Source organism: Streptomyces misionensis (genome assembly GCF_900104815.1).
Lineage (GTDB): Bacteria > Actinomycetota > Actinomycetes > Streptomycetales > Streptomycetaceae > Streptomyces > Streptomyces misionensis.
This window is the reverse complement of record NZ_FNTD01000004.1, coordinates 7,823,682-7,839,512: the sequence shown is the minus strand read 5'-3', so window position 1 is coordinate 7,839,512 and position 15,831 is coordinate 7,823,682. Positions and strand designations below refer to the sequence as shown.

The following is a 15,831-nucleotide window of genomic DNA, read 5'->3' as shown; positions in this document are numbered from 1 at the left end:
AGGCACGGCGCCCGAGGGCCGCTCCGGAAACTGCTCCCCGGAGCGGCCCGCCCACGGGCCGCACAGCGCCGCAGCGCACCCGGACCCGGCCCGCCCGCACAACTCCTACACCGAAGGACAAACACCATGCCCCTGAACGCCAACGACCTCGCATACCTCGGCGAGACGCCGATCAGCATCCGCTCGGCCTTCTACCAGAACATCTACCTGCGCCTGGACGGCACCGGAGTGGTCGCCAACACCACCCCCGGCGGAGGAAAGGTCAACTGCCAGTACGGCCCCGGCCCCGAGACCTCGTTCCGGCTCCGCTCGCAGGGAAGCGGCGTCTACGCCCTCGAGTCGGTCGCCTACCCCAACGTGTTCCTCCGCATGGACGCCAGCGGGCTCCCCGGCAACGGCGCCGGCGGAGGCACCGTCAACTGCCAGTACAACGCCGGGGTGTACGAGAAGTTCACCTTCTCCGCGCAGCCTGACGGTTCGTTCGTCACCGGGTCGGCGACCTTCCAGAACGCCTGTCTGCGCATGACGCCAGGAAGCGGGGTGACCCCCGCCACCGGCCCCGGGGGCACGGTCAACTGCCAGCTCAAGAGCGTCAGCGACTCGGGCACGAAGTTCATCCTCGACATAGCCTGACGAAACCGGCGTACGCCTCCGGCCCGGCGGGAACGAGGACGCTCCGGATCCCCGTCCCCGCCCAGGCCGGAGGCGTACGGCCGTGCCGACCGAAGGCCCTCGACGGCAGTCTTCCGTCGCGCCGACCAAGGGCACCGGCGCTGCGCGGATCGTGGGGCCGATCAGCGCGACGACAGAGTCACTGCGGACGTCGACCGTGCAAGTCATCGCGGACGGCGCGACGATCCGAAAGAACCGTCCCAGGTGCCGGAGGCGGGCCTACGGCAGCGGCAACCGGGGCGTCCGGGCGTCACACCGCGCTGCTTCCTCCACCGATCGGTCCGCCTCAGACGACTCCTCTGCGCTCCGGCCGCTGGTCCCGCGGTGCCGCCGACGTCGCGGCGGCACCGGTGTCGTAGGCGGCCCGGGCGTCGGCGATGGCGGCGCGGTGCCGCTGCGCCCAGTCGACCAGCCCGGAGAGACAGGAGTGCAACTCCCGCGCCATGGGCGTGAGGCTGTACTCGACCTTCGGCGGCACGGTGGGGTGGACGGTCCTGACGAGCAGGCCGTCGCGTTCCAGCTTGCGCAGGTTCAGGGTGAGCATCCGCCGGCTGATGCCCTCGATGCCGCGTTCCAGTTCGGTGAACCTGATGGGACCGTCCGCCGCGGCGACCAGGATGCCGATGCTCCACTTGCCCGCCACATGGTCGAGCACCTCCGTGACCGGACACGCCTCGTTGATGACCTGCTCGGACACATGCGTGTGACGGTGTGACATAAAAGTGCCTCCTTCCGCTGCGCACCATGGTTACAGAAGATGACGGCTGTAACAAAGGATGCACTTATGGAGGAGCTCCGGACATGGACCAGCCCGCCCCACGGACGAGCGCGGCACCCTGGCTGACCGTCATCGTGCTCTGCATCGGCCAGATGATGATCGTCCTCGACCAGAACATCGTGAACGTGGCGTTGCCCGCCGTTCAGCGGGGTCTCGGGATCTCCGCCGAGAACCTCGTGTGGGTGGTCAACGCCTATGTCGTCCCCTTCGGCGGTCTGCTGTTGCTGGCCGGCCGGCTCGGCGACCTGATCGGCCGGCGGACGGTCTTCCTGTCCGGTGTCGCGCTGTTCGGCATGTCCTCACTGCTGTGCGGGACCGCGTCGAGCGAGGCGACGCTGATCGGGTCCCGCTTCATCCAGGGAGTCGGTGGTGCGATCGCGTCGGCCTGCATCCTCGGCATGGTCGCGACCATGTTCTCCGACCGGCGCAAGCAGGCCCAGGCGATCGGCGCTTACAGCTTCGCGTCCGCCGGCGGTGGTGCGGTCGGGCCACTGCTCGGCGGCGTCGTCACCGATCTGCTCAGCTGGAACTGGATCTTCTTCATCAACGTCCCGATCGGCGCCCTGCTCGTCGTCGTGGGACTGCGCACGGTCCCCCGGGATCGCGGTGAGGGCATGAGCGAGGGCACCGACTTCCTGGGTGCCCTGCTCGTCACCGCCGGCCTGATGCTGCTCGTCTACACGATCGTGGACGCCGGGAACACCGGCTGGAGTTCGGCCCGGACACTGCTCCTCGGCCCCCTGTCACTCCTGCTGCTCGGCGGGTTCGTCCTGCGTCAGGCCACGGCCGCACATCCGCTGCTGCCGCTGCGGCTCTTGCGCTCACGAAGTCTGGCGGTGGCGAACCTCGTGCAGTTCATGATGATCGCGGGCATGTTCGGCCTGCTGTTCTTCAGCACGCTGTATCTGCAACGCGTCCTCAACTACAGCTCACTGGAAGCAGGTCTGAGCTTCGTGCCGATCGCGACGGTGATCGCGGCGGTCTCCCTCGGCCTGTCCGCCCGGCTCATCACCCGCTTCGGTCAGCGCCCGGTGCTGTTCAGTGGCCTCGTCCTCATCACCACCGCCTTCGTGATGCTGTCCTTCGCACGCGTCGACGGCGTGTACCCGGTGGACTTCCTGCCCGCGAGCCTCGCCATGGGGCTGGGCTTCGGCCTGGCCGCGCCGGCCATCATGGGGCTCGGCATGGCCGCCGTCACCCGTGCCGAGTCAGGCGTCGCGTCCGGGCTGTTCAACACCACTCAGCAGATCGGCGGCGCCATCGGTCTCACGGTGCTGAGCGCCTTCGTCACCGCACGCACGAACAGCCTCACGGCCGCGGGCAAGGACGAGGCGGAAGCACTGGTCGGCGGCTACCACGTGGCATTCCTGGCCGCCGGGGGCTTCGTGCTGATCGCCCTGCTCATCGCGGTGACGACGCTGCGGCCCGCGCCACCGGCGGCCGGACAACGGTTCAGCGCCTCTCCCGATCAGGAAATCGCGGCTTCCTGACCCGTCCCGCCCGAGGCCCTGGACCAGGGCGGAGCGGTTTCGTCGAGTAGGCCTCCGCACGGCGGAGTTCCTCCGGGCGGGCCACCCCGCGGCCCGTCTTCCGAGCATCGGCGTTTCGGCCACGGCCGCGCTCGGCGGCCGGGCCGTTCGGGCAAGGGTCGGTGTATCCGGCACGAACGTGCATTCGCGTGCCACCGGGATTTCCAGCACGTCCGAAAGACGTGTGTTCGAGACGCGGCCCCTCGTCGTTGATCCCGGTGCCCTGTCGCTCTCTCCCGGAGGCCGCCGTGTACCGCCTGCCCAGCCCCCACACCACCCTTCCGCCCGCTCCTGCCGTACCCGCCCCGCCCGCGAGCACGCCCGCACCGGCACGGCACGCCATGGGCTCCCTCCGTGCGGCATGCCCGGATACGAGGTGGGCGGCATGAGCAGCGCCACCGGTGCGTCAGCCGACAGCGTCCCCGAGCCGCGCACCACCACGCCGGCCGAGTCCGCGGGCAGCCCCGGCCCTTCGGACGCACGGCAGGACAGCGCGCCGGAGTCCGGCGCCCAGCCGCAGATGCGGTACGTCGATCTGACCGGCAGCCGTGAAGCCGCCGGCCGTTCGATCCGGCTGCGTGACATGGCCCGGCGGCTGCCGCAGTTGGTGCGCCGCTCCCTGGCGCTGGCCTGGCAGGTCGACCGTCCGGCGACCGTCGGCCTCCTGGTGTGCCAGGCCGCGGGCGGCGTCATGCAAGCACTCGGCCTGGTCGCCATCAGCGGCACCCTCACCGCGCTGCTCACCAGCAAGGACGTCTACGACCGGCTGCTTGAGGCGTGGCCGTCCGTCGCGCTGCTGGCCGGTGCCGCCGGTATGCGCGCTCTGCTGGGCATCACCGTCAACTGGCTGTCCGCCCGGCTGGGCCCGCTGATGTCCCGCGAGGCGGAGCAGCAACTGCTGCTCGGCTGCGCCGGTGTCGAACTGTGCGCCTACGACGACCCCGAGTTCAACCGCGCCCGTGAGGCAGCCGACCGCGGGGCCCAGGTCACCGGGGACCTGATCGACGAGGGACAGGACTTGATCGCCTCGGCCGCCTCGTTCGTCGCCGGGGCGCTCGTGCTGGCCGGGGTGAACTGGCTGCTCCTGCCACTCCTGATCGCGGCCAGCCTGCCGCAGGCCCTGGCCCAGGTCAGTGCCGCGCGGGTGCGGTACCTGGCGAACCTGCGCAGCAACGGAGATCTGCGCATGCTGTCGGTGCTGCGCTGGCACATCTACAACAGGGACGCCGCCGACCAGATCCGCGCCGGCACCATGGCCCCGTTCCTGTCCGGCCGGTACCGGGAGACCGTCGCCCGGATCAACCGCGAGGACCGCACCGCGGCCGACAAGGGCGCCCGCATGTCCCTGGTCGGCGCGGTGTGCGGTGGCCTCGGGTCGGCCGTCGTGTGGGCGGCGGTCGTCCTGCTGCTGGCGGATGGGCGCATCACCGTCGGCCACGCGGGGACGGCCATTTTCGCGCTGCAGATGGTGGGCCAGTCGGTCCGCGGCCTGGTGGCCATCGGTGCCCGAGCCGTGCGCACCGGCCTGTACATGGACGACTGGAGCGACTTCCTGGAGAGAGCCGGGGGATTCCGTATGCGCCGGGGCACGCAAAGCCCCGAGCCGCCCAAGACGATCGAGGTCAAGTCGGTCACTCACCGCTACGCCGGCAAGGACCACGATGCCCTCTCCGACGTCTCGCTGACCTTGCGCCGCGGGGAGGTCACCGCTCTGGTCGGTTTCAACGGGTCGGGGAAGTCGACGCTGTCCAAGCTGATCAGCGGTCTGAACCTGCCCACGGCCGGGGAGGTGCTGTGGGACGGGCTGCCCACCGGCGAGGCCGACCCGCAGGCCCTGTGGCGGCAGGTGGCCCTGGTACCGCAGGACTACGCGCACTGGCCCCTGACCGTACGGGAGAACGTGCACCTGGGACAGCCCACCGCCGGCGGCGACGCGGCGGTGCTGACAGCATGCGAAGCCGCCGGCGCCGACGAGGTCGTCGACAAACTCGCCTCCGGCCTGGACACCCTGCTGGCCCGCGAGTGGCTCAACGGCGAGGAACTCAGCGGCGGCCAATGGCAGCGCATCGCTCTGGCCAGGGCCTTCTTCCGCGAGGCCGGGCTGCTGGTCCTCGACGAACCGACCGCGAACCTCGACCCCCGCGCCGAGTACCGCATCTTCCAGCGCCTGCGCGGTCTCGCCCGGGACCGCGTGGTCCTGCTGGTGACCCACCGCATCACCAATGTGGCCGTCGCCGACCGGATCGTCGTCCTCGACGAGGGCAAGGTCGTACAGGAGGGCACCTACCGGGAGCTTTCCCAACAGCCCGGCATGTTCCAGCAGTTGCTGTCCTTCCAGGTCACCTCGGAACCGGCCCGCGAGCAACCCGGGACCCCCGCATGAGCTGCGCCGAAGCCGGTCCGGCCCGAACCGCCCATGTCCGCGCCCGCGGCCGCGCTCCGCTTGTCCACGTTCCGCTCCACGCCCTGCCGAGGTGATGACGTGCCACCCACCCGCTCCCACATCCGTGCGACCACCGAGGCGTACCTGGCCCGGCATCCGCGGGAGAGGGACGCCCTCTCCGGGCTCCTCGCCCTCCTCGACGGGCCCGCCGAGCCGACGAGCCGTGCGGCGCTGCCCGGTCACATCACGTGCAGCGCCGCGGTCGTCGACCGGAACCGGCGTGTCCTGCACATCGGTCACAGGGCGTCGGGGAAGCTCCTCGCTCCCGGTGGTCACGTCGAGGAGGACCGGACCCTTCTGGCTGCCGCGCTGCGCGAAGTGTGCGAGGAAACCGGGCTCCGACCCGGGGATCTGTGCCTGACCCCGCAGTTCCTCGGCGCGCCGGTCGACATCGACGTCCACGACATCGACGCCGGCCCGGCAGGCGGCGAACCCGCGCACCGGCACTTCGACTTCCGCTTCGCCTTCTACCTCACGGCCGCGGAGCCACCGCCGCTCACGCCGCGGCACGAGGAAGTGACCTGCGCGCGGTGGCTCGACCTCGCCGACATCGGGTCGCCGACGCTGCGCGCCAAACTCCTGGCCGCCGAAGCCCACGGCCTCGACGGGCGTCCCGAGCCGGTCAACGCCTCCGTCCTGATCCATGACGGAAACGGCCGCTACCTGCTCCATCTGCGCGATCACCGGGACGGCATCTGGGAGCCGTGGTCCCTCGCCCTGCTGGGCGGCGGCCGCGAGCCGGGCGACGCCGACCTGGAAGCGACCCTGCGCCGTGAGCTCGCCGAGGAGGCGCCCGGCCTGGAACCCACCGGTCTGACGCCGTACGCCGTGGAGGCGGCGACCGGCGTCGACGGCCTCAGCGTGCCCGTCCAGGTCTACGAAGGCCGCTGGAGCGGGCACCCCGACTCCGTGGACCTGCGCGAAGGCGTCCTCCTGCGGTGGTTCACCGTAGACATGCTCGACCGGGTGCGCCTGAGCTCCGGCCTCGGCGGCCTGATCCGCCGACACGCGGCCGAACGTCCGATGCCCGGCGGCCCGCGCACGAAGGGAACGCCTCCCGCGCCGCGACGTGACCGGGACGCGACGCCGAGCGGGGCCGAACTCCACGTCGTCGGCGTACATCTGTTCCTCCGGGACGACGACGGCCGGATCCTTCTCGGCCTGCGCCACCCCGACTCCGCGTACGGGGGCGGTCGGTGGCACCTGCCGGCCGGACACTGCGAGCGGGAGTCCGCCGTCGCCTGCCTGGTGAGGGAGGCAAGGGAAGAGGCCAACCTGGTCATCGACCCGGCGCATGTCGAGTTCGTGCACCTGGTCCACCTCGCCGGCCCCGACGACACCCGACCGCGCCTCCAGCTCTTCTTCCAGGCCCATTCCTGGTCGGGCATCCCGGAGGTGCGCGAACCCGACCGCTGTCTGGAGTGGCGGTGGTGGGCGCCGGAGTCCTGTCCGGCGGAGCTGGTCCCGTACACCCGCACCGCCATCGCGGACATCCTCGCGGGCCGGACCTACGCGCAGAGGGGATGGAAGTGACCGCCGGGCGTCCCCCGGAGCGATCACCTCACCGACGAGGACGGCGCAGCCCAGGAAGGAGCACCTCGGAAATGAACGCGTCCCGGCTCACGTCCCTGGACACCCCGCACCCACCGATGCCTGTCGGCCTGCTCGCCGCCGCGACCGCAGCCCGCGCCTCGATGGTCGAGCGGCTCGTGGCCGACGGTGTGCTGACCGACCCGCGGCTGCGCGAAGCGCTCCTGCGTGTGCGACGGGAGGTGCTGCTCCCCCACGCCTACGTCCGGGTCAGCGGCCCCGGCGCGGACCCGGTCGGCTGGCGGCTCCTGGACGGCTCCCACCCGGGCGACCGGGCGGAGTGGCTCGACCTCGTGCACAGCGGCGAGTCCGTCCTCCTCCAGCGCGACGGAGAAGCGCTGACCGGCCTCGGCCGGGGGCCGGTGACCGGCGGCCACATGACCTCCATGAGCACCTACACCCCGGCCACCGTCGAAGTCCTCCAGCAACTCCGGCTCCAGCCGGGGCAGCGGTTCCTGGACCTGGGCACAGGGCCGGGGATCACCCTCGCGCTCGCCGCCGCCGTCATCGGTCCCGGCGGCGCGACCGGGGTCGAACGGGATCCGCACATGCGCGAGTTCGCCCGGCACCACCTCGACCGGCTCGGCCTGGGCGCGGAGGTGGTCGAAGGCGACGCGCTGGACGGGCATCCCACGGGGGCGCCGTACGACCGTATCCACTCCGGCATCGGCGTGCCCTGCCTCCCCCGGGCCTGGGCCGAACAACTCGCCCCCGGCGGAACGCTGCTGACCACCCTCACGACCCGAACGCCCAGCTGGCCCGGGCAGTTGTCCGTCACCCGCACACCGCAGGGCGGGCTCCGGACCCTCCTGCGGGGACGGCCGCGCGGATACCGGCCCCTGCTCGGCTTCCGGTGGCTCACGGCCGTCGACCACCGGGACCGGATCACGGCCGATCCCGGGCGGCCGCGCCCGACCCGGCTGCCCCCGCCCGCGGACGACGCCCACGGCTTCTGGGTCGCCGCGGCCTACCTGGCACCGGGGCTGGTCCGCGACTTCCAGGCCGAGACGATGACCGTCGTCGCCCCCGAGGAGGACTCCTGGGCGGTGGCCGGCCCCGGCGACGGCACCGTCCGCGTCCACGGGCCGCGCGATGTGTGGGCCGAACTGGAGGGCCTCCACGACCGCTGGCACCAGGCCGGGCGACCGGACACGTACCGGGTCGAGCTGCCGGACGGCGACGGTCCGCAACACGTCACCTCCGGTACCGGTCCGAAGGCTCTCACCTGGACGCTGCCCCCGTGCCCCACTCTCCCCCGCCAGCCCTCGTCACCCGCCGGGCGCGGCTCCCTCGACTCGCTTCAGGAAGGCACCTGATGAACACCGACACCACCTCTGCTGCCACGGTCCGGCCACCGGCCGTCGCCGAGCCGCCTCCCGTCCGCATGGCCACGCCTGCCGACGCCGAGGGCATCGTCCGCCTGCGCTCCTCGTATGTCCTGTCCCAGCCGCTGAGCGAGGAGTGGATCCGGCGGTGCACCGTCCGGCTGGCTCCCCGGCTGGCACCGGCCGGGGACGCTCGCTGCTTCGTCGTCGACGCCGCGGACGGCTCGTTGGCCGCGTGCGCCCTGGGCCTGATCCACCCCGTGCTCCCGGCCCCGGAATGTCCCCGGGGGCTGGCCGCCCGTGTGCACGTGGTGGCCACCCGCCCGGATCTGCGCCGCCGCGGCTACGCCCGAGCCGCCGTCGGCGCACTGCTCGATCGGCTCCAGGCCGAACACGTCACCCTTTTCGAGCTGCACGCCAGTGCGGAGGCGGCTCCCCTGTACCGTCGGCTGGGCTTCTCGTCCAGCTCCGCGTTGATGCGGATGACCCTGCTCGATGAGCCGGCCGCCCCGGGCGTACCGGAGCACGGGGACGACCTGCGCGGGACCGGTCCGGGCTGGATGCCGCCCGAGCAGTACGCCGAGACGGTTCCGAAGGCCACGTGCTTCGCGTGCCTGTACTTCACCGACGAGGACGACCGGCCGCTGCAGTTGCGCTCCGTCTACTCGCCCGCGCACCCGTGGCAGTTGGTGGGCGGCACGATGGATCCCGGTGAGCGTCCGTGGCAGACGGCCGTACGGGAGTGCGCGGAGGAGACCGGCCTGACGGTGACCGGGCCGCCCCGGCTGCTGGCGACGGTGTACGGGCTGCCCGGCGACGAGTGGCCCTACAGCACGATCGGCTGCGTTTTCGACGGCGGCCGGCTGTCCCCGGCGCAGATCGACGGCATCGTCCTGAACCCGGAGGAGCACGACGAGGTGCGGGTCCTCCCGCTGCCCGCGTGGCAGGCCCTGATGCCCCCGCGCGACTTCGCCCGCCTGAGCACCGTGGCCCAGGCCCGCCATACCGGCCGGGCCGCCTACTTCGACACCTGGGACTGGGAGACGACGAAGTGAGCGGCATCGTGCCGTCGTCCGCCGGGAAAGCAGTGGGGGCCGGGACGACCTCGTCGCCGGCCACCACCTCGCCAGGGCCCGTGGGCGCGATCCCTAGTTCACCGTGAGGACGGCCGCGTTGTTCGACGTGTCCGGGTCGTGGCCGAACTCGCCGAACGGAGGATGGATGCTGACCGCACCCGTCGCTCCGGGCACCACCGTGTCGATCCGCAGCGTGAAGGGGAAGGAGCGCTCGGTGTTCTCCAGCACCCAGTACGGCAGCGAGCAGTCGTAGCGCGGGGCGCCCGTGCGGTTCGGGTAGTAGCCGCCGGAGAGGGTCCGCGGGGCGCAGTCCTCCGGCGCGGCCGTGACCGTGGTGCCGGACGGCACGATCAGCCTGACGTCGGCGACCGGGTCCCCGGAGCCCAGGTTGCCGAGCCAGGCGGGCCCGTTGTTCTTGAAGGTGAGCGCCGCGGTGACCGTCTCGCCCGCGGCGCCCGTGACCGCCGCGCCGGTCACCGAGAAGTCGGCCGTGTTGTCGGCGCCGATCGCCAGCACCGCGTAGTCGTCGTAGCCGCCGAGGTCGGTCGCGCCGATCGGCTGCGCCGAGATGTCGACCCGCTCCTGGAGCGCGTGCGCGGTCAGTTCGACCTGCAGCGGCTCGGGCAGTTCGAAGGAGGCGCCCGGCGCGAGATCCTGGTGGAAGGTGCAGGTCGCGTACGACATCGGGGCGTACTCGTCGCCGCTCGACGCCGTGTAGGCGCAGGCGTCGTACCGGTTGAGGTACCGCACCCCGTACGAGGCCGTCATCGTGACGGTGAAGCCGTGCGCGGTCTCGTTGCCGTGGTTGGTGAGCGTGAACGGGAGCGTCTGCGTGCTGCCCGGCTGGGCGTCCTTGATGCCGCCGCCGGTCGTGAGCCCGAGGTCGGGTCCCGAGGCGACCGTGACCGTGGTGTCGAAGCTGTCCTGCGGGGCGGTGAGCGTACCGTCCGGGCCGCCGGTGGCGGTCGCCTCGAAGGTGATGCGGCCCCGGGCCCCGGCGGCCGCCCCGTCGGCCGCGCGGACCGTGAGATGCACCTCGCCGCCGGTGTTGCCGGTCGCCGGCACCTCGGGCACGTCGCACACCGCGGTCGCGCCGCTCGGCGTGCAGTTGTCCGGCCAGGTGATCTCGGCGACCCCGGCGAGGCCGGAGGCGTCCACCGTGAGCCGGCCGTCGGTCACCGTGAAGTGGTCGTTGTCGTGGTTGAGCCTGACATCGAGCGTGCGGGTCGGCGGTGTCCCGCCGTCGATGCCGAGCGGCAGGGTCGGATCGTACGGGGCGGTGATCCAGAGCTGGTCGGTCTCCGGCTCGGTCGCGGCGAACGCGGGAGCGGTGGCGAGCCCCAGGGTGACGAGTCCGGCGGCGAGCGTCGTACAGGCTCCGAGCCGCAGTGCGCGGCGGACGGAGTCGGCTCTCATGACATCTCCAGGTGAGAGGCGGGCAGGTCGCGCGGTCGGCGTGGTCGCCGATCATCGGCCCACGCCGGGCCGCTACTCCTTGACGATCAAGAGGAGTTGAAGGTTGTACGAGACCTGTCAACCGATGAGCACAAAGGGCCGCCAAAGACCTACCAAAGTCCTGCTTTGATGTTCTCAAAGTAAAGATGTTAATGTCCTTCACGCCATGAAGACAGCAACCGTGTGCCGCCCCGGCGCCCCGCGCGGCGTCCGCCGCACCATCACGAGCGTCCTGCTCGTGCAGCGTCTGCATGTCGACCTCTGCCTCTGCATGTCCGCGGCTTGTTGCGTCTGATCGCGAACTCCTCGCTGCAGCGGCACCGTTGACCTTTCCACGGTCGCCGCTCCCGTACGCCCCGCTGGTCTCCCCCGCGCGTCCCCACTGGAGTGTGTCCCTCCGTGTCCTCGAACACCGCTGATCCAAAGCCCACGAAGTCCGGCTTCCGGATACCCCTGCCCTTCTGGGCCCAGGTCCTGCTCGGCCTCGCCGTCGGCCTGGTGCTCGGCTACGTCGCCCGCACCTACGACGTGTCCTGGCTCGCCACCACCCTCGACAAGGTCGGCGGCATCTTCGTGCAGCTGCTGAAGCTGGCCGTGGCGCCCCTGGTCTTCTTCGCGATCATGGTGTCCATCACCAACCTGCGGAAGGTCAACAACGCGGCCCGCCTGGCCGGCCGCACCCTGCTCTGGTTCATGATCACTTCGCTGATCGCGGTCGTCATCGGCCTCGTCATCGGCCTGGTCTCCAACCCGGGCTCCGGCTCCTCCCTCACCCCGGCCGACGGCGCCAAGCCCGACCACGCCGGCAGCTGGCTGGACTTCCTCACGGGCATCCTCCCGACCGACGTCGTGACGCCGTTCGTCCAGCTCAACGTCCTCCAGATCGTCTTCATGGCGGTCGTCGCCGGCATCGCCATCCTCAAGATCGGTCCGAAGGCCCAGCCGATCCTCACCCTCTCCGAGTCCGTCCTGGAGCTGCTCCAGAAGGCCCTGTGGTGGGTGATCCTGCTGGCCCCGATCGGTTCCGCCGGGCTCATCGGCCGCGCGATCGTGCAGTACGGCTGGGATCTGCTCGGCAACTACGCGACCTTCACCGCCGACATCTACATCGGCTGCGCCCTGGTCCTCTTCGGCGTCTACCCGCTGCTGCTCACCTTCGCCGGCAAGCTCAACCCGGTGCAGTTCTTCAAGGGCGCCTGGCCCGCCATCCAGCTCGGCTTCGTCTCCCGCTCCTCGGTCGGCACCATGCCGGTCACCCAGCAGTCGGCGATCCATCTCGGCGTCCCGAAGGAGTACGCCTCCTTCGCCGTGCCGTTCGGCGCGACGACGAAGATGGACGGCTGCGCGGCGATCTACCCGGCCATCTCCGCGATCTTCGTGGCCCAGATCTTCGACGTCCAGCTCGGGATCAAGGAGTACCTGCTGATCGCCTTCGTCTCGGTGATCGGCTCGGCGGCGACCGCCGGTCTGACGGGCGCGACGGTCATGCTGACGCTGACCCTGTCCACCCTGGGTCTGCCGATGGAGGGCGTCGGCCTGCTGCTCGCGATCGACCCGATCCTGGACATGATGCGCACCGCGACCAACGTCGCGGGCCAGGCCCTCATCCCGGTCATCGTCTCCGCGCGGGAGAACATCCTCGACCGTACGAAGTACGACAAGGCGTCGGCGTCCCCGGTCGACGAGGCCGAGAGTGTCCACGCCGAGCCCCAGCCCGCCGCTTCGGTGGCCGCCTGACCCCTCCGGTCCGACTGCCCCGCCCCGCGCTCCGCCCTGCCGGCCTCTCTTCGGCAGGGCGGAGCGCTTTCACCGGTACACCGTCGAGGTCAGCGGCGGACGAGCGCCCTGATCTCCTCGGCGATCATCCCGGGATCCTCCTCCGCCATGAAGTGACCGCAGGAGACCGTGCGGTGGCGCAGGTCTTCGGACCAGGCGCTCCACAGGCCCTGGGCGTGGTAGCCGAGGGCCGCGCCCCAGTCCTGCTGGAGGACGGTGACGGGCATGGCCAGCCGGTTGCCCGCCTCCTTGTCGGTGGTGTCGTGGTCCACGTCGACGCCGGCGGAGGCCCGGTAGTCGGCGACGATGGACGGTACGGCCGCCGCGGACGCGGCGAGGTAGTGCTCGCGGATCTCGGCGGGGATCGCGTCCGGGGAGCCGGTCCAGGCGTCGAGGAAGTGGGCGAAGAAGGGCCGGGCGGCCGCCTCGATCATCTGCTCCGGCAGGCCGGGGGGCTGCGCCATCAGGTAGAGGTGGAAGCCGACCGCGCCGGACACGCCGTGCAGGGCGTTCCACATGTCGAGGGTCGGCAGGATGTCGAGGAACAGCGCGCGGGACACCGTGTCCGGGTGGTCCATCGCGGCGCGGAACGCGACCAGGGCGCCGCGGTCGTGGCCGGCCAGGGTGAAGCGGTCGTGTCCCAGCGCCTCGGCGAGGCGTACGACGTCGCGGGCCATGGTGCGCTTGGAGTAGACGTCGGGGCCGCTCTCGGCCGGCTTGTCGCTCGCGCCGTAGCCGCGCAGGTCGGGACAGATGACGGTGTGGTCGGCGGCGAGGTCGGCGGCGACGTGCCGCCACATCAGGTGGGTCTGTGGGAATCCGTGCAGCAGCACGACCGGGCTTCCGGCGCCGCCGACGGCGGCGTGGAGCGTCACGCCGTCGTCGACCGCGACGCGGTGCTCGGTGAATCCGGGGATCTTCGGGTGGGTCACAGCGACTCCTGCGGTTCGTGGCAGAGTGGACATGTCCGGGGCCCTGACCTTGGCGGTCCGGTCGTTCCGGGACGTCACCCAGGTTGGGGGCGCCGGATCAGTGATCGATGAGTGGATTCGAGGGACCCGGGGGCGGCGCCGCGTCGCCGGGAGGATGGCGTGCGCGTGGAGTTCGGAATTCTGGGGCCGGTAGCCGCCTGGGAACCGGACGGCACACGGGTGCGCCTCGGCGCGCCCCGCCACCGGGAAGTACTGGGCCGCCTTCTGATCGCCCGGGGCCGGGTGGTCCCGGTCGGCAGGCTCGTGGCCGACCTGTGGGAGGACGAGCCTCCGGCAGGCGCGGTCGGCGCGGTCCGCACCTTCGTGGCGGCGCTGCGCCGCGCCCTGGAACCCGGGCGTCCCGCCCGGCAGCCATCCCGGCTGCTGGTCACCGAGGGGCCGGGCTACGTCCTGCGGGCCGGGCGCGACGCGGTGGACGCCTGGCGTTTCGAGGACTGCGCCGCTCGGGCCGCTAAGGCGTCGCCGCACGCGGCGGTCGCCTTGTGGGACGAGGCGCTCGCCCACTGGCGCGGCCCTGCCCTGGCCGACTTCCCCACCGCCGCGTGGGCCGCTGCCGAGCAGGCCCGGCTGGAGGCGCTGCGCCTGGACGCGGTCGAACGGCGCGCCGACGCCCTGCTTGCCACCGGCGCGGCCCGGGACGCGGTGGCCGACCTGCGCGCCCACGTCGCCGCGCATCCGGGCCGGGAGGACGGCTGGGTGCTGCTGGCCACGGCGCTGGCGCGGTGCGGGATGCGCGGCGAGGCCCTGACCGTCCTGCGCGACGCCCGTCGGGAACTCGGCGGCGCGTACGGGCCCGGTGCCGGAGCCGCCCTCGCGCGCGCCGAGTCCCGCATCCTCGCCGCCGACGGTGCCGCGGCCGAACCGGCCGGGACGGCGGGCAGCGTCTGGGACCGTACCGCCGCCGCGTGGGAGCGCTCGGTCCCGGCGGGCTCCCGGGCGCGGCTGCACGCCACCGCCGGCCTGCTGCGCGACCTCGCGGTGACCGGCGCCGACGGTCTGAAGGAGGCACGCGCGCACCGCCGGGACCTGGTCGCGGCGGCCGAGACGAGCGGTGACGGCGAACTGGCCGCCAGGATCATCGGCTCCTACGACGTGCCTGCCGTGTGGACCCGCGCCGACGACCCCGAGGACGCCGGTGCGCTCGCCCGCTCCGCTGCCCGCGCCGCCGCCCGGCTGGGCCCGGAGGGACCGCCCGCGCTGCGGGCCCGGCTGCTGTCGGTCGTGGCCGTCGAGTCGCGCGGTGACGCGGCGGCCGACGCGCCGCCGCCCCGGGCGGTGGATCCGCGCGCCACCGAGCCGTGGCGGTTGCGCGCCGAACGGGCCGCTGAGGAGGCGGTCCGCCTCGCGCGCCGCCTCCAGGACCCCGCGCTGCTCGCGTTCGCCCTCAACGGCGCCTTCATGCAGTCGTTCGCCACCTGCGGATCGGCCGCCCGCCGCGATGCCCTCGGCGCCGAGCTGATCCGGCTCGCCGTCGACCACCAGCTGCCCGGCCACGAGGTTCTGGGCCGCCTCGTCCGCCTCCAGGCCCTCGCCGGACTGGGCGACCTCGCGGCGGCGGACGCGCAGGCCGAGGAGATCGACCGTCTGGCGCACCGCAACGAGCGGCCGCTCGCCGGGGTGTTCACGTCCTGGTACCAGGCCCTGCGCGTGTGCGAGACCGATGGCTGGCGGGCCGCGCGCCCCCGGTACGAGCGGGTCCTCGCCGAGACCGCCGACTGCGGCATGCCGGGCCTGACCCGGGGCCTGGCCGTCCTCGTCGCACTGGTCCCGGTCATGCGGGGCGACGGCCTGCCGGAGCCCGCGGAGTTCGCGGACCTCGACGCCGGCCCCTACCGGCCCTGGCTCGCCCCTCTGCTGCTGGCCGCCTCCGGCGCCGCCGACCAGGCCCGCCAAGCCCTCACAACGGTTCCCCGGCCGCCGCACGACCTTCTCCAGGAGGCCCTGTGGTGTGTCCTCGCGCGCGCGGCGGCGTCCGTGGGCCACCTGCCGGTCCTGCGCCGCGCCCGCGCCGAACTCGCCTGCGCACGCGACGAGTTCGCGGGAGCCGGCAGCGGACTGGTGTCCTTCGGCCCGGTGGCCCGCCAGCTGCGCGCCGCCGACACGGTCCTCGGCGACGCCGGTCCGTCCGACACGGAGAGTGCAGGCGGAACCGCGTAGGGCAAGAACCTTCGCCCGCCCGCCGCCCGCGCGGCCGG

11 protein-coding genes are annotated in these 15,831 nt (G+C 72.4%); 8 read left to right on the top strand and 3 right to left on the bottom strand.

Features of this window, described 5'->3' with window-relative positions; translation table 11 throughout:
* Window positions 1–126 precede the first annotated feature (126 nt).
* Complete coding sequence (locus BLW85_RS36430; RefSeq protein WP_074995736.1) at window positions 127–633, top strand: hypothetical protein; 507 nt, start codon at window positions 127–129, stop codon at window positions 631–633.
* A 325-nt stretch (window positions 634–958) separates the two neighbouring features.
* On the opposite strand, the gene BLW85_RS36425 is transcribed toward BLW85_RS36430, so the two are convergent.
* On the bottom strand, window positions 959–1,390 hold the full coding sequence (locus BLW85_RS36425) for a winged helix-turn-helix transcriptional regulator (protein WP_070029872.1): 432 nt from the start codon (window positions 1,388–1,390) through the stop codon (window positions 959–961).
* A 26-nt stretch (window positions 1,391–1,416) separates the two neighbouring features.
* On the opposite strand from BLW85_RS36425, the gene BLW85_RS36420 reads away from it, so the two are divergent.
* From BLW85_RS36420 to BLW85_RS36400, 5 genes are all read left to right on the top strand, one after another.
* A complete protein-coding gene (locus tag BLW85_RS36420; RefSeq protein WP_244174983.1) occupies window positions 1,417–2,940 on the top strand; it encodes an MFS transporter in 1,524 nt (507 codons plus the stop codon).
* Between the two features lie 559 nt (window positions 2,941–3,499).
* Window positions 3,500–5,362 carry an ABC transporter ATP-binding protein gene (locus BLW85_RS36415; RefSeq protein WP_074996351.1) on the top strand — a complete coding sequence of 621 codons (1,863 nt, stop codon included), beginning with the start codon at window positions 3,500–3,502 and terminating at the stop codon, window positions 5,360–5,362.
* A 99-nt stretch (window positions 5,363–5,461) separates the two neighbouring features.
* Complete coding sequence (locus tag BLW85_RS36410; RefSeq protein ID WP_074995734.1) at window positions 5,462–6,955, top strand: NUDIX domain-containing protein; 1,494 nt, start codon at window positions 5,462–5,464, stop codon at window positions 6,953–6,955.
* 71 nt (window positions 6,956–7,026) lie between these two features.
* Window positions 7,027–8,328: a methyltransferase domain-containing protein gene (locus BLW85_RS36405; protein WP_244174982.1), complete on the top strand. Its 1,302-nt coding sequence runs from the start codon at window positions 7,027–7,029 to the stop codon at window positions 8,326–8,328.
* Window positions 8,328–9,392, top strand: a complete 1,065-nt coding sequence (locus tag BLW85_RS36400) for a GNAT family N-acetyltransferase (RefSeq protein ID WP_074995733.1) — start codon at window positions 8,328–8,330, stop codon at window positions 9,390–9,392. Before BLW85_RS36405 ends, BLW85_RS36400 begins: the two co-directional genes overlap by 1 nt.
* Window positions 9,393–9,485: 93 nt before the next feature.
* Here BLW85_RS36400 and BLW85_RS36395 read toward each other — a convergent pair whose 3' ends face one another.
* Window positions 9,486–10,829, bottom strand: a complete 1,344-nt coding sequence (locus BLW85_RS36395) for a COG1361 family protein (protein ID WP_074995732.1) — start codon at window positions 10,827–10,829, stop codon at window positions 9,486–9,488.
* A gap of 438 nt (window positions 10,830–11,267) precedes the next feature.
* Between BLW85_RS36395 and BLW85_RS36390 the strand changes: the two genes are divergently transcribed.
* Window positions 11,268–12,605: a dicarboxylate/amino acid:cation symporter gene (locus BLW85_RS36390; protein ID WP_070029867.1), complete on the top strand. Its 1,338-nt coding sequence runs from the start codon at window positions 11,268–11,270 to the stop codon at window positions 12,603–12,605.
* Between the two features lie 89 nt (window positions 12,606–12,694).
* On the opposite strand, the gene BLW85_RS36385 is transcribed toward BLW85_RS36390, so the two are convergent.
* Window positions 12,695–13,609, bottom strand: a complete 915-nt coding sequence (locus BLW85_RS36385) for an alpha/beta hydrolase (RefSeq protein WP_074996349.1) — start codon at window positions 13,607–13,609, stop codon at window positions 12,695–12,697.
* A gap of 126 nt (window positions 13,610–13,735) precedes the next feature.
* Between BLW85_RS36385 and BLW85_RS36380 the strand changes: the two genes are divergently transcribed.
* Window positions 13,736–15,793: an AfsR/SARP family transcriptional regulator gene (locus tag BLW85_RS36380; protein WP_074995731.1), complete on the top strand. Its 2,058-nt coding sequence runs from the start codon at window positions 13,736–13,738 to the stop codon at window positions 15,791–15,793.
* Window positions 15,794–15,831 lie beyond the last annotated feature (38 nt).